Source organism: Sphingobium sp. MP9-4 (assembly GCF_005281675.1).
Taxonomy (GTDB): Bacteria; Pseudomonadota; Alphaproteobacteria; order Sphingomonadales; family Sphingomonadaceae; genus Sphingobium; species Sphingobium yanoikuyae.
Genome location: NZ_LUFI01000058.1, coordinates 22473 through 37504, shown reverse-complemented (window position 1 = coordinate 37504; position 15032 = coordinate 22473). Strand labels below are relative to the sequence as shown.

General features: G+C 66.3%; 8 protein-coding genes. 4 read left to right on the top strand and 4 right to left on the bottom strand.

Annotation, left to right across the window (positions count from 1 at the left end; translation table 11 throughout):
• The 4 genes from A0U87_RS26470 to A0U87_RS18305 form a co-directional block, all read left to right on the top strand.
• Window positions 1-243, top strand: a 243-nt coding sequence (locus tag A0U87_RS26470) for a hypothetical protein (RefSeq protein ID WP_206366612.1), incomplete at its 5' end; no start/stop codon positions are given.
• Between the two features lie 252 nt (window positions 244-495).
• Entirely contained in the window at window positions 496-3039 is a 2544-nt protein-coding gene (locus A0U87_RS18315; RefSeq protein WP_053094342.1) for a TonB-dependent receptor, read from the top strand.
• Window positions 3040-3121: 82 nt separating this feature from the next.
• The gene (locus tag A0U87_RS18310; protein ID WP_048938342.1) at window positions 3122-3631 is read left to right on the top strand and encodes an RNA polymerase sigma factor; all 510 of its coding nucleotides are present in this window, start codon (window positions 3122-3124) and stop codon (window positions 3629-3631) included.
• A 15-nt stretch (window positions 3632-3646) separates the two neighbouring features.
• Window positions 3647-4714, top strand: coding sequence for a FecR domain-containing protein (locus tag A0U87_RS18305; protein ID WP_048938341.1), 1068 nt, complete (start codon window positions 3647-3649; stop codon window positions 4712-4714).
• Between the two features lie 42 nt (window positions 4715-4756).
• On the opposite strand, the gene A0U87_RS18300 is transcribed toward A0U87_RS18305, so the two are convergent.
• The 4 genes from A0U87_RS18300 to A0U87_RS18285 form a co-directional block, all read right to left on the bottom strand.
• Entirely contained in the window at window positions 4757-7501 is a 2745-nt protein-coding gene (locus tag A0U87_RS18300) for a M14 metallopeptidase family protein (protein ID WP_137405838.1), read from the bottom strand.
• A 90-nt stretch (window positions 7502-7591) separates the two neighbouring features.
• Window positions 7592-9388 (bottom strand): CIA30 family protein, encoded by a 1797-nt coding sequence (locus A0U87_RS18295; RefSeq protein ID WP_048939383.1) that lies wholly within the window; start codon window positions 9386-9388, stop codon window positions 7592-7594.
• A 25-nt stretch (window positions 9389-9413) separates the two neighbouring features.
• A complete protein-coding gene (locus tag A0U87_RS18290) occupies window positions 9414-11882 on the bottom strand; it encodes a zinc-dependent metalloprotease (RefSeq protein WP_137405837.1) in 2469 nt (822 codons plus the stop codon).
• A 62-nt stretch (window positions 11883-11944) separates the two neighbouring features.
• Entirely contained in the window at window positions 11945-14962 is a 3018-nt protein-coding gene (locus A0U87_RS18285; RefSeq protein ID WP_048939381.1) for a TonB-dependent receptor, read from the bottom strand.
• Between the last annotated feature and the right edge of the window lie 70 nt (window positions 14963-15032).

Genomic DNA, 15032 nt, shown 5'->3' with positions numbered 1-15032 from the left:
GACAGTGATCGTTCCCCGCTATCTCTATCGGGGGACGTACTGTCCTGCTATGTTGGCGACCGTTCGTGGCGAGAACCGTTGGTCATCACCGCGTCGGTGGAGTGGCATCTAGGCGTGTCATTCGAGTCGGTCAACATCTTTCTCGCAAAAAATGGCTCAAAAGCCGAAAATCACCGCGCAACGCCCCATCTGCATGCCCTGGAGGCTGCGCCACGAGCCGGACTTGTAGAAGGAACAGAATAACTTAATTCAACGCCCTCCCCCTTTCGGATAGCAATCCGGCCGCGATCCCATCGCCCTCGCTTCCGCAAAGACGACGACGTCATGCGCTTCCTTCCACATTGACGGGACAGCAGCGTCGGAAACCGGCGTCGCGTCCTGGGGATAGTTCATGATCTTTGCACAATTTGCGCAATCTCCCGTCGCGACACCGGATATTCCGTGATGGAAAGTGGGGGGTCGCTCGTTCTGGACATCGGGTCGGAAGAATAAGGCGTGTCCGTGATACGAAGGTGCAGAAGAGCCGGTGTCGCGCGGCCGGGGCGGCATGCGCTGCGCCGGATCGCGACAATCGGCGCGCCCCTATTCCTGGCCCTGCCCCTCATCCCCGCCCCGGCATTCGCCCGCAACGGCGGCGACACGGCATTCGACATACCCCCTCAGAAGCTCGAAACCGCGATCCAGCAGCTTGCCCTGCAGGCCGGGCGGCAGATCGTCTTCCGATCCGCCCTTGCCGGTTCGGCGACGTCGCACCGGCTGTCGGGCACCATGCCCTTTTCGAGCGCGCTGCGCCGGCTGCTCAAGGGCAGCGGCCTGACCTTCCGCGAGACGGACGCCCATGTCATCCTGATCGAGCCGGCCTCCCCGGTCCGCAGCACGACCGACATTGCCGCCGCCGCCCCCCCATCCCCCCTGCCTCCCGCCCGCCCGCTGATCGTCACCGCGCAGCGTCGCATCGACCCGGTCAGCTTTGCCGGCGACCTGCGGCTACGGCCCAGCGCGGCGGGGATCGCGACCCTGGTCGAAGCCAGTCCCGGCATCAGCAGCGAACCGGGCAATGCCGGGCAGCGGGCGCTGGTCGTGCGCGGCGTCGGCATGGCGGGGGAATCGACCACCCTGGTCTATTTCGGTGATGTGCCGATCGCCGGCCCGTCCGGCACCGGCAGCGACGCCGCGCGCACGACCAGCGACCTGTCGCTGGTCGACGTCGCGCAGGTCCGCATCGCCCGCACCGCACGCAGCGCCGAACATGGCGTCGGCGCGCTTGCCGGCGAGATCGAGATCGCGCCGGAAGAACCGCATCTGGGCCAATGGGGCGGCGGCGCCAGCCTGGGCCTGGGCATGCAGCAGGGCGGCGAGCCCGACCTGTCGGCTTCCTCCACGCTCAATATTCCGCTGGGCCAGCGCGCGGCCCTGCGCGCGACCGCCTATGCCAGCCGCGCCGGCGGCTATGTCGACAATGTCCGCACCGGCGCGCGCAACGTCAATGACGACGACATATCGGGGCTGCGCCTGATCGCGCGGATCGTGCCGCAGCCCGATCTCGACATATCGGCGCTGCTCACCTGGCAGCATCGCCGCATCGCCGATGCCTCCTCCTGGTTCCAGTCGCTCGGCCCCTATCGCACCGATCGCTATTTCGCCGCGCCCACCACCCATGACTTCCTGATGGGGCGGCTCAAGATCGGCTATGGCGGCGGTCCGGTCCGCCTGACCAGCATCACCGCCGCCTATCGCTGGTCGCTCGACCGGCGTTATGACCGGACCAACGCCACCTTGTTGCAGGGGCAGGATCCCGAAGCCTGCCAACGCTATTTCGGGCTCGACAGTCCGTCCTGCGATCCGGCGCAGACGCAGCAATTCGCCGATTATGCCGCCGGCCTCGCGCCGTCGCTGCTGCATATTCCGATCGTGTCGACCCGCATCCTGCAGGAACTGCGCCTAGGCCATGACAATGTTCACGGGCTGGGCTGGGTGGCGGGCGTGCTGATCGATCATCGCAGCGAGCGGCTGCGCAGCGAACTCTCCTCCTACAGCGGTGACCCCGATGTGACCGGCGAACTGTTCGGTGCGCGCCGGCTGGCAATCAGCCGTGACCAGGCGGCGCTGTTCGGGACGCTCTCCTATCGGGAGGACGACCTGCTGGTTTCGCTCGGGCTGCGCTATGATGATTATCGCGTCGCATCGCAGAATGACGTGGTCGTGCCCAACCTGCTCAGCGGATCGATCGACTCCTGGCCGCGCACCGTCAGCCGCTCGGGCGGGCTCAGCACCCGCGTCCATATCGACCTGCCGATCGCGCCGGGCGCCAGCTGGCATACCCAGCTGACGCGCAGCATCCGGCCGGGCGGGGTCAATACGGCTTCGGTATTGCTGCCCGATCGCCGCACCTATGATGGCGACAGCCTGTGGGGCGCGGAACTCGGCTTCAACCTGCATCTCTGGCGCGACAGCGAGATGACGCTGACCGCCTATATGAACGACTGGCGCGACATGCAGTATCGGGCGCTGTCGGAAAATCGCTCGCACGCCTATCTGGTCAATGTCGGCAATACGATGATCCTGGGCACCGAGTTCGAACTGGTCGCCCGGCCGCTGCCGGGTCTCACCGCCCGACTGGAGGCCAGCCTGATCCGCGCCGACCTGACCCGCGTGTCCGACGCCGCGCCGCTGGTCGGCGGCGCCGACAAGGGCGACAGCATCCCCTTCGTGCCGCATCGCCGGTTGCAGGCCAGCCTGGCGCGCAGCTGGCCGGTTGGCGGCCATGGCCAACTGACGGTCGAGGGTGACTGGCAATATCAGTCGGGTTCCTGGTCCACATTCACCCGCGACGATCCCGATTTCGTCGAGACGTCGAGCTTCTCGCTGTTCGGCGCGGGGCTGAGCTGGCGCCGGGAACGGACCAGCCTGTCGCTGCGCGCGCGCAATATTTTCAACCGCGTCGCGAATTTGCGCGCGGTGACTAACGGATATGGGGTCGGTCAAACGTTCAGTTCAGGACCGCGATCGATCCTGCTGAGCTGGGACCGGCATTGGTGATGCGGGTCGCCGGGGCGGCCCGCAAGGGGTTTGAAAGCGCGGACAAGGGGTTTCGGGGTTGAACCGTCTATCAGGATCGTCGTTGCCGCAACCGGGCGGGGCGGAAAACAGGGCGACCGACTATTCCGCCTATATCCCGGCGCTGCGCCGCTATTTCGCCCGTCGCGTGGCCAACGCCCATATCGTCGACGACCTGATACAGGACGTGATGCTGCGCATGCATGTGCGCCAGTCGCCCGACGGCATCGACAATCTGGAAGGCTATATCTTCCGCACCGCGTCCAGCGTATTGCGCGATCAGGCGCGGCGCGATCAGGTCCGTCATGCCAAGGGGCATGACGAACTGACGGAAAAGGATCATCCTGCTGAGGAACGGACCGCCGACCGCGTCTTACAGGCAAGGGAAGAGATCGCCCAGGTCGTCCGCGCGCTGGAAGAGCTGCCGGAACGGACCCGCGACATCTTCCTGATGCGGCGCTACGAAGGGCTGGCCTATGGCGATATTGCGGAAAGGCTGGGCATTTCGGTGAGCGCGATCGAGAAACATGTCGCCAAGGCCGTCGCGCATATCGCCCGGCGCATGGCACGATAGGATAGCGGTCACTTCATGACCCAGGACGGGGACGACCCCTTCGACATCGCCGCCGCCCATTGGGCGCGGTTGCAGTCCGGCACGGCGACATCCGCCGAACGGGCGGCGATCGCCGCCTGGTGCGACGCGGCCCCGGCGCATCGCGCGGCCATGGACGCGGTCGAGCGCGGCTGGGACGTCGCCGGCGCTGCGGAACAGGATGATGCGATCGCGGCGATGCTCGCCCAGATGCAGGCGCGCCAGACCGAAGCCTCCGCCCCCTCGGCCGGCCGCCGCCCGTGGCGCGCGGCTTTGCTGGCAGCCTCGCTGACCGCGCTGCTGGCGGTGCCGGCGACGCTCTGGTTTACCAGCCGCCCCGCCGAGCATCCCGTGCCGCCCGCCCTGTCCGGCGAACAGGTGGCGCAGGCTGCGGGCACGCGCCTGTTCAGCCCGGCCGGCCGCCGCCGCAATATCCAGCTGCCCGATGGTTCGCGCGTGATCCTGGACGCCGACAGTGCGATCCGCTTTGCCTTCTCCGCCGACAAGCGGGCGGTCGCGCTGGAATCGGGCCGCGCCTATTTCGCCGTTCAGAAGGACAAGAGCCGCCCCTTCAGCGTATCGGCCGGCAAGCTCACGGCCACGGCGGTCGGCACCGCCTTCGACGTGTCGCGCCTTTCGGGCCGGGAACAGGTGACGACCACCGAAGGGCTGGTGCGCGTCGTCACCACCGCCAGGACGCGCGATGGCAGCCGCGCCACCCTGTTGCCGGCCGGCATGCGGCTGACGCAGAAGGATCAGAGCGTTTCGGTCGATCCGGTCGACGTGACCCGCGAAAGCGCCTGGCGCGAAGGGCGCATCGTCTTCACCGGCCGCTGCCTGTCCGACGTCGCGGCGGAAATGAACCGCTATGGCTCGGGCCGGCTGGAGGTGAAGGAGGATGCCGCGCATATCGCCATCAGCGGCGTGTTCGACATCGACAATGCCGATGGCCTGGCCGAAGCGCTGGAGCAGCAGGGGCTGGTGCATGTAGCGCGTAGCGCCGACCGGATCGTCCTGACCCGCGGCGACCAGATCATCCCCGGCGACTGCGCCGTCCGGGGCTGATCTGGAAGAACGGGGCGCCTGTCGACGCCCCGTGTCTTTCCCTTATTTCCGATCGGCCGCGCCATAGAGCAGCGCGTTGAACAGGAATTTGAACGTGCCATAGGATTGGGCGCGCTGCGCCACTTCCGGCCCCATCACCAGCAGCTTGCCCTTGCCGACATCGACATCGGCGACGGCGATCGTGCCGGCCAGCTTCTCCTGTCCCACGGCCCAGCCGCTGCGCAGCAGGTCGCGGCCCTCGAACCAGGACACCTGGCCATAGGGGATGGCATTCGCCGTCACGAAGGTCTGCGAACGGTTGAAGAACATGTCCACCTGATCGGGCAGGCCATAGGCCAGCGGCTGGCGGTTATCGACGCGCGCGCGCAGGATCGATCCGGGGATGAAGAAGCTCTTGGTGTCGAGCGGCTTCATCGCCCCCTCCACTTCCCGTGCCAGCGCGGGCTTGAGCGGCGTGCCAAACAGGTCGATGAAGCGGGCCGAATTGCCGATCGCCACCACCGCGCCGCCATTGCGGGCAAAGTCCGCGACCGCCGGCACCGTCTTGGCGTCGGTCAGATCGCCCAGCATCGGCACGAACTCGGCCGGCGTATCCTTGACGTCCGGCTGCTTGCCAGCGCGGGCCGTTCCCCAGGCGCCGCTCGGCGGCAGTGCGCCGTCGGCGAACAGCAGCACGTCATAATCCTTCGCCAGATTGCCGGCATCCAGACGCTTGGCATAGACCGGCGCGAACGGGAATTCGAACTTCTCCAGCAGGAAGCGGGTCCAGCCGGTCGGGATATTGCCGCCATAACGATCGACCAGGCCGATGCGCAGGGGTTTGAGCGCAATGCGATCACCCTGCGGCGCGGCATCGAGCGCATGGGCGGTCAGGCCCAACTGCGTCACCGCGTCACCGATGATCTTCTGCGCGCCGGCCGATGCCGGGATCCAGATCGCGCCGGTCTGCATCGCCTCGCCATCGGCGCTCATCGCCTGCTTCAGCCAGGCCGGACGCACGCCCGCCTTCAACAGTCGGTTGGTCAGGATGAAGCTGTTATTGCTTTCATGGCCGACGATCCAGCCAGCCTTGCCCTGGCCGACGATCCGGCCGGGCGGCGGCGCCAGCAGGTCGGGCACCGGGGTGAAATGCTGGTCCAGCCCGTCGAGCAGCCGGTCGAAGCCGATCCCCATCTGATAGGCCAGCGTATAGCCGGTAATGTCATAGGGCGCCTTGGGCGGGCCGCCGGGGAAATCCGTATCGTGCGGATGATCCTGCGGCTCGAACATGTCGATTACATGCGGGCGATAGGCCTGGTCGGTGCGCACGATATAGGAACCGGCGGCATAGCTTTTCCCGCCCGCCTGGAACGGCGCGTCGGCCCGCTCCACCTCGACGCCATTCTTGATGAGCGCATTGAGGAAGGCGATCGCGGTGGGCATGTCGCGCTGGTCGGCAGGGATGATATAGGCGCGCGGATCACGCTCGGCCGGGGCCTGCAGCATCGTCTTGTAGAGGCCGGGATCGACCTTCTTGGGGCCACGCCCTTCGTCCAGCGCCTTGGCATTGGCCAGCCGGTCGACCTTGGACGGGGTGATGGTCCAGCTATCCTTGCTGCCCTTCTCGATGCTGTTGGCGCCCATCTTCCAGATGTTGAACAACAGCCGCTCGCGATTGCGCGAGGCATAGTCGATGACGGCGCGGTCCAGCGTCCACTGATAGTCGAGCGAATCCTGCAAATGCCAGTCACGCGGGCCGATCGGCATCATCTCGTCACCGCGGGGCAACTGGGTCGACGGCACCAGCGGGATTTTCGCCGGGGTCGGCCCGCCGATGATCTCGGTCAGCAGGCCGATGCTGTTGTGGAAATAGGCGACCGACCGTTCCATGCCATTGTGCCAGGTCGAATAGGGCGCCGCGCTGCGCGTGCCGGAACCAGCCTTGCCTTCGGAAATCAGGCGCGAATGCATGGCGAAGCCGACTTCGTTGAGCTGCGCCATGACGATCGGGTCATAGTTGAAATTGAACGGATCGCGGAACGGCGGCACGAACACCACCATGCCCTCCGGCCCGGTCTGATGCTGGTTATAGACGATCTGGGGATACCATTGGCGGAACAGCACCCGATTGACATTCTCGGTCTCGGGCATCGCCGCCATGAAGCTGTCGCGATTATTATCGTGGCCGATATATTTCTGGTAGAGGCGTGGCAGCGTCGCCATCTCGCGCTTCTTGGGATCGGCCGAGCGCATATACCAGTTGGCGACCAGTTCCATGCCATCGGGATTGTCATGCGCGAACAGGATGATGCAGTCGTCCAGCATGCGCATCGTTTCCGGGTCCGACTGGGTCAGCATCCGGTAAAGCACCTGGATCTGTCCCTGCGACGTCACCGTCTCGGTCGCGTGCATGCCCGCGTCGATCCAGACCACCGCCTTGCCCTGCGCCGCCAGCGTGCGCGCCTGCGCCTCGTCCACGCCATGGGCACGGGCCAGCTTCTCGGCAATGGCGCGATACTCGTCCAGCTTGGCCAGGTTCGCGGGCGAGGAGACGATCGCCATCCACTGGCTGCGCCCTTCCGCGCTCTTGCCGATGTCACCCAGCTTCATCCGGTCGCTTTCGGTCGCCAGCTTCTGGAGATAGGCCTCATATTCGCTGTAGTTGGCGAGATAATAGTCGGTCCCCGGCGGCTGCTTGAAGAAGCGCTCGGGCGGGGTCGGCGTGCCGGATTGGGCGGTGGTCTGAGCCGCAGCAGGAACCGCCTGCAACAACAGCGCGCCCGACAGGAAAAGCCAATGGGGTTTCATGCAATCTCTCCAGATATCTGGTCGTAAGCGGGCAGAAAGGGGAAAGGGCGCGATGCTTCATCGCGCCCCTTTCGAACAGGCCGTCAGCCCTTAGTAGAAGCGGACATTGTCGATCTGCAACCACATGCGCTTGCCCGGACCGCGCGATCCGCCGAACTCGACCTGGGTGATGCCGTCACCGGTGAAGGCCGGGCCGACCTTGCCGCGCCGCTCGACCGGCTTGAACTGGCTGAACGGCACCTCGACCGCAGCCCAGCCGGCGCCGCCCTGCACCTGCGCTTCCCAGACGCCGTCCAGGCCGTTCAGGCGAACGGTATAGGTGCCGTCGCCCTTCAGCTCGAAGCGCAGGCCCTTATAGCCGCTGATCTTCGCCGGGGTGATCGACCCGCGGCTCAGCGGAATGGCGAAGCCGGCATAGGCCGCTTCCTTGACCGCCATGCGCGCCGACAGCGACAGCGCCTTGCCGCCCTCGTCGCGCGGCACCGTCTGGGTGATCTCGACCGACCGGTCGATGCCGCCATCGGGCGTGTCGACGCGCAGCGTGTCGATCGACGAGCGGCGATCGTCGCGCTCGAAATCGTCGATCAGCGCAGGCACGCTGATCGAGGGCAGACGGTCGGTCTTGTTGGCGGCGGGAAGCGCCGGGGCGCCGGCGCCATAGGCCAGCTTGCCGTCGATCAGCACCTGCGAGACCTTGTAGACATCCTTGATGTTGGTCCAGGGCGTGCCGTCGATCAGCACGATGTCGGCGCGCTTGCCGACCGCAATGGTGCCGCGATCGGCATCGATGCGCATGATCTTCGCACTGGTCTGGGTGCCGGCGACCAGCGCCTGGCTCGGCGTCAGGCCGGCCTGCACCAGCAATTCCATCTCGTGCAGGGTGGACGGACCATGCGGCGTGCCCGGCATGCCCGCATCGGTGCCCAGCGCGATCGGCACGCCGGCATCGAACAGCGCCTTCACATTGCCCAGCGCAAAGCCGAACTTGCGGAATGTCTGCTTCAGGCGCGGATCGTCCGCCTTCACGTCGCCGCGCTTATAGGGATCATAGACCGCCAGCGTCGGGGCCATCGCCATGCCGCTCTGCTTGATCGCGGCGACTTCCTCGGCGGTGATCGGCCGGTCCTGCAGGCCATGGGCCAGCGAGTCCACGCCCGCCCGCGCCGCGACCAGGCCGCGATCGACGGTGACGGTGTGGGTCAGCACCGGCCAGTTCTGGACATGCGCCGCTTCGACCGTCGCCTTCAGCGTCCATTCGTCCATGCTGGTATTGTCGGGCGACACGCCATAGCGCCAGCCGTCGGAGAAGATCTTCACCAGATCGGGCTGATAGGGCACCAGGCTCTCGATCGCGGCCTTGCCGGCGCCGGGCGTGTTGACCCAGATGGTGGTCGCCTGATCGGCCCAGTCGGCGCCATGGCCGCCGGGCGTGCTGATCCGCGCGGCGAAGCGGACATGGGGGGCGTTCATCTGGCCCAGCCAGGCGCGCAGCGGCGCGAACGCCTCGGGCGCTTCATTGAAATCATTCACCGTGGTCACGCCAGCCGCGACATAGGCATTGGCGATCTGCGGGAAAGTGCTGGGGCTGCCGCCGGCGGTCCAATGGGTATGGACGTCGAAGAAGCCGGGCAGCAGCGCCTTGCCCTTGGCGTTGATGACCCTGGCGCCGCGCGGCACCTTCACATCGGCGCCGACGGCGGTGATGCGGCCATCCTGGATCAGCACGGTGCCGGGCGCGGGCGCCGCGCCGGTGCCGTCGAAAATGGTCGCGCCGACGATGGCGACCGTGCCACCATCGGCCGGGGCCGAGACGGAGGCGGCGGAATGCAGCGCGATCGGCAGGGCGATGGCCGAGGCCAGCAGAGCAGTGACAACAGATTTACGCATGGGACTTCCCCCTCAAAGGCAATGATTATTCTTCGGTCGCCGGCACGGCCGGCATGCAGAACCAGCATTCTGCATCGCTGCCGATCGGCGCACCCGGCGGGATCGGCGGCGGCGGCGCGATCGGCTCGGCCAGCTTGGCGCGCTCCTCGGGCGAGGCCGTCAGCATGGTGGCAAGATAGCGATTATGCGCAGCGTCGGCGGCGGCGCCGCGCTTGCCGAGGCGCCCAGCCAAGCTTTCCATATGCGCCCGCACGATCGCGATCGCGGTCGACGACAATTGCTTGTCATCGGCCAGGCTGATGAGGCGCAGGACATAGCGGGCACGAACCTGTCGCGCGATTTCCGCCTGCCGGCCCATTGCCCCGGCGGCCATCACCCGATCGTCGATCGCGCCCAGATATTCGTCGAGCGACAGCTGGCCGGCATCGGCGGCATCCTGCGCCACCAGCCGATTGAGCCGCTCGGGCGCCAGCATCGCGATGAAGCTGCCGTCGGCCGCCACTTCGGCCGCGCGCGCCCAGTCGAAGGCGGCGGCGGTGCGGCCGGGCAGCAGTTCGATGTCGGTCTGGCGGTCGCTCATGCCCGACTGGATCGATGACAGCAAAGGTGACAGGCGATCGGGCAGATCGAGCGCGGCGGGATCGAGTGTCGCGAGCAGGGCGCGCAGCGCCGCCCGCTGCTGCGCGGCGTCGACCGGCAGCGCCTGCTCATGGCCATCGCCCTTCACCGCATAGCTGTAATCCACCCCGCCGATCAGCTTCGACGCGGCCGTCACCTGGTAACGGTGGAACAGATAGATCGGCACGATCATCCGGCGCAGGTCGGCGGCAGCCGCCCCGGCGGGCAGGTTGTCAAGGCCGAAGCGGTCGAGCGCGATCCGGCGCACATCCATGATGTGGGTGAGTTGCGCGGCGGCATCCGTGCCATCATCCCACATATTGCCCCAGGGCTGGGCATCGCCATCGCCGCGTGTGTCACCATCGGCGACAAAGCGATAGCCCTTGGCCTGGACCGCGCGGGTCATGGCGTCGAGCGCGCCCTTCTCGTCGGTGCCGGCCGGGAACTGGCGATAGAGCCAGTCGATCGCGAACTTGTCCCAGGCGCCGACGCCGGTGGCATAGGCGTCGGAAAAGTCGAGCGCACCGTCCCGCACGGCGATGCGCGGCGCGGGATAGTCCATCACCGACGCCCGGTTCTCGAAGGTCGAACCGGCGAAATTATGGGACAGGCCCAGCGCATGGCCGACCTCATGCACGGCGAGCTGGCGCAGCCGCGCCTTCACCAGCATGATCGGGTCGTCGCTGGCACCGGTGCCCTCCTTCGCCGCGCCGGCCAGCCCCTCGAAGATCAGTTTGTCCTGCCAGGCCCGCAGCGATCCCAGCTGCACCACGCCGCGCACGATTTCGCCGCTGCGCGGATCGACGATGGTGGTGCCCGTCGACCAGCCGCGCGTCTCGCGATGGACCCAGGCGATGACATTGTAGCGCGCGTCCATCGGATTGGCGCCGACCGGTAATTCCTCCACCCGGAAGGCATTGACGAAGCCGGCCGCGTCGAACGCCTGCGCCCACCATTGGGCGCCTTCCTTCAGCGCATCGCGGATCGCCTGCGGCGCGGCACGGTCGACATAGAAGATGATCGGCTTCCTGACGGCCGAACGCGCGGCATTGGGATCGGTCTTTTCCAGCCGGAACCGGCGGACCAGCCGGGTGACGATCGGCTCGTCCAGCGCGGCGGCATAATTGTTGCGGATGACCTGGACCGACGTGCCGGTGCGCGGATCATGAGCGCGGGTGTGGAAATTGGCGTCGGGCAGACGAATGAAGCTGTGATGCACCCGCACCGTCAGCCCGCGCGCATCGGGTAGCACCCGCTCGATGCTGCGCCCCGGCTCGTCGCTGGTGAAGGTCAGCGACGCCTCGAACTCGACATTGTCGGGAAAGGCCAGGCTCTGCGTCGGATCGACATAGGACAGCGCCGGCGCAATCTTGAAAGTGCCGGCCTTGGTCGCCTTCAGCCGCGCGGCGACGTCAAAGGCATCGCGCATCAGCAGGCCGGACAGGTCCACCGTGATGCCCTTGTCATCTTCGCTGACAATATCACCCGACCAGATCGGCGAATTGGAGAAGGAGCGCGCGACCGCCTGTTCCTCGCCGGCGTCCCCGTTGAGCGCGCGGAAACGGTAATTCTCGAACTCGGCCAGCACCTTGTTGCCGACCTTGCGGAACAGCAGCACCTGCGTCTCGCCCAGCCGCGCGCGATCCAGGCCGATCTCGGCTGCGCCCAGGCCGCCCGCGATCGAGGGGGTGTAGAGATAGCGGGCGATGACGCCATTGGCGCCCGCTTTGGGCAGGACGATCTTCTGCCCGCCCGCCAGCGTGAACAAGCTGGCCGGGGCCGGACTTGCCGCCGGCGCGGGCTGGGCCAGCGCGGTGCCGGCCGGCACGCTCAGGATCATCAGGGCGACAAGCGGCAGCGCGCGCAGCGATTTCATCAATAACATGTCCCGAAAGCAAAAAATGGGCACCGGCCGGATGGCCGGTGCCCCAGGAGGCATCAGAATTTGTGGCTGACGTTCAAGTACCAATAGCGACGCAGCGGCGAATAAAGCTGGCCCTGATAGCCACTGGACGACAGCGGCGGTGCCTTGTCGAACAGGTTGCGCACGCCGATGCGCATGCTGGTGCCGCTCAGCGATCCCTCGGTGAAGCGATACTGGCCATAGAGGTTCGCCGTGGTGGTCGCCTTGACCGTCCAGTAATCGCCGTCGGCGTCGATCAGGCCGGTGTCATAGACCTTGCCGGTATATTGGGCGAAGGCGCCGACCGTCACATTGTTCAGCGACCAGGTGAGCGAGGCCGAACCGCGCCACTTGGGCTTGCGATCGAGCTGCAGCAGGCTGCGGCCGCCCGAGATGTTGACGGCGGCGTCGATGTCGCCCGCGTCCTGCGCCGCCAGCAGTTCGGCGATGCCCGGCGAGGGTTCCTGATAATATTTCAGGAAGTGCGACGCATTGACCGCGAAGTTGAAGCTGCCGACGCTGGTTTCAGGCGTGCGATAGGTCAGGTTGAAGTCCAGGCCCTTCACCGTCTGCGGCTGCAAATTGGTATATTGGTCGAGGACGTAGAGAACCTCGCCCGCCGGGGTCAGGCCGGTGCCGGCAAAGGCTTCGACATCCGAAGCGGTCGCCGCGGCGCGGATCACGTTCGGATTGCTCGAACCCTGCTTGCGCAGCAGATAGTCGAGGATCAGCGCATTGCCTTCGCCGAAGATGCCGACCAGGCCGGTCTGGCGCACCCGCCACCAGTCGGTGGTGAAGGTCAGATGGCCCATGCCGTCGGGCAGCGGCGGCTCCAGCACGACGCCGAAGGACAGGGTCTTTGCCCGTTCAGGATCGAGATCCGGGTTACCCGAGCGCCGGGCCGAGGTGGTCTGCGCCCGCGAACATTGCGAGAAGTCGGTGATGCGGCCGGCGCGGACGTCCGCCTCGCACATGATATAGTCGGTGCGGCTGTTCGCGCGCGTCACGACCGTCGCGTTGGTCTGCTCCAGGTTCGGGGCGCGGAACGACTTGGCCCAGGAACCACGGAAGCGGATGCCGCGCACCACTTCCCAGGCACCGGCGATCTTGGGCACGGCGACATCGCCGAAATCGCTATAATGTTCGTAACGGCCGGCCAGCTGGAGATCCAGGCTGCGCACCAGCGGAATGTCCATTTCCGGCGAAACCAGCGGCACGGCAAATTCCGCATAGGCGCCGAACACTTCGCGATGGCCGCTGGTGTCGTTGTTGAGCGCGGAGTTGACGAAGTCGCCCGAGACCGCGCCGGTCAGCGGATCGGTGTAGGTGATGGTGCCGTCGATGCGCGGATCGCGATCGTCAAGCTGGGTCTCGCGCCGTGCCTCGATGCCGGCCGCAAAGCCGACATTGCCACCCGGCAGGGTGAACAGGTCGCTCTTGGAAATGCGGAAGTCATAGGTCGCCAGGGTCGACTTGGTATAGCGGACCAGTTCCTCGCGCATCGCGTCGATGGTCGACTGGCTGTTCACCGACGTGCCGAAGATGTTGTAGGCGTCCGGGGTCGACAGCGACAGATATTCCTGCAGCTTGGTGCGGCTGATATTGTCGCTGACGTCGCGGGCCCAGGCTTCGGAATAGCTGATCGCGCTTTCCCAGTTGAAGCCGTTGAACTCGCCGCGCAGGCCGGCCAGCAGGCGATATTGCTGGTTGGTCACGGTGACGTTCATAGGACCGAAGTCCTCGAACAGATAATTGTTGATGGTGAGCGGCAGACCCTCGGCCGGGGCATTGGTGCCGGCCAGGCGGTTGGGATTGACGGTACCGTTGGCGAACACGGCCTGGCCCAGCGGGTTCCAGTAATTGCTCGCCGGCACATAGATGGGGATCGAGCTGAGCGTAGCGACCGGGCTCTGCTGCGCCTTGGTCTTGCTGCGATAGAAGCCGGCTTCGGCGAAGAAGGTGACATCGTCGCTGATGTCATAATGGCCGGTCATGAACAGGTTTAGGCGGTTGAGGCGCGGCATGATCGACGTGCCCTGCGCCAGCGAGTCATAACGCAGGTCGCGGTCCGCGCCCGCCGTCGCCATCGCACCATTCTGGATGCAGCGATCATTGCCGATCGCGGCGACGCAGCCCGTACTGCTGGTCGGCTGCAGGTGGAACTGGCCCGATGCGTTGGTCAGGGACGTGCCATTGATGGTGACGGGCACATTGCCATAGGTGCGCAGGTTGGCGAAGGGCGTGGTGGTCGACCGGCCGTCAAGCGAGGTCGAACCTTCGAACGCGGTGCCTTCGAACAGGCCACGGCGGTCGGAGGATTCGGTATAATATTGCTCGGTCGAATCCAGGCCGGTGCCATGATCATAGCTGCCGAAAAGGGTGATGTTGCCGCGATTTTCGGCGAAGTTGGTGCCGATCACGCCATTGGCGTTGAACTCGCGCAGGCCGGTGCCTTCCGCGCCGCCATATTGCAGCGACAGTTCGGCGCCCTGATAGTCGGTCTTGAGCACGGTGTTGACCACGCCCGCCACCGCGTCCGCGCCGTAAATGGCGGCCGCGCCGTCGCGCAGCACTTCCAGCCGCTCCAGCCCGTTCACCGGGATGGCATTGGTGTTGTAGCTCAGCACCGGCACCAGCTGGTCGTTCGCCTGGCTGGTCGGGTGGGCCACAACACGGCGGCCGTTCAGCAGCACCAGCGTGTTGCCGATGCCCAGGCTGCGCAGGTCGAGCGAGCCGACGTCGCCGCGCGCGCCGTTGGAGCTGCCGGGCAGATATTGGCTGTTGAACTGGACGTCGCCAAATTGCGGGATCGAACGGAACAGTTCATCGCCCGACACGGCAGCCGCGCTCTTGATTTCGTCGGTCGATACCACCGTGACCGGCAGCGCCTCGTTGATCTTGGCGCCCTTGATCTGCGAGCCGACGACGACGATGCCGTCCGCCGCATCCGCCGCCGGGGCGGCGTCCTGCGCCAATGCGCTGCCTGCGGTCATGGCCCATCCCATGGCGATCAGGCTCGCCGCGCAGGCTCCCTTGTTCCGATACACACCCATATGTCTTCCCCTGGCTCCCGCCATCCGATCCCTTCGGATGGGCTCTGATCTTTTGAGGTTGTCCCCTCGT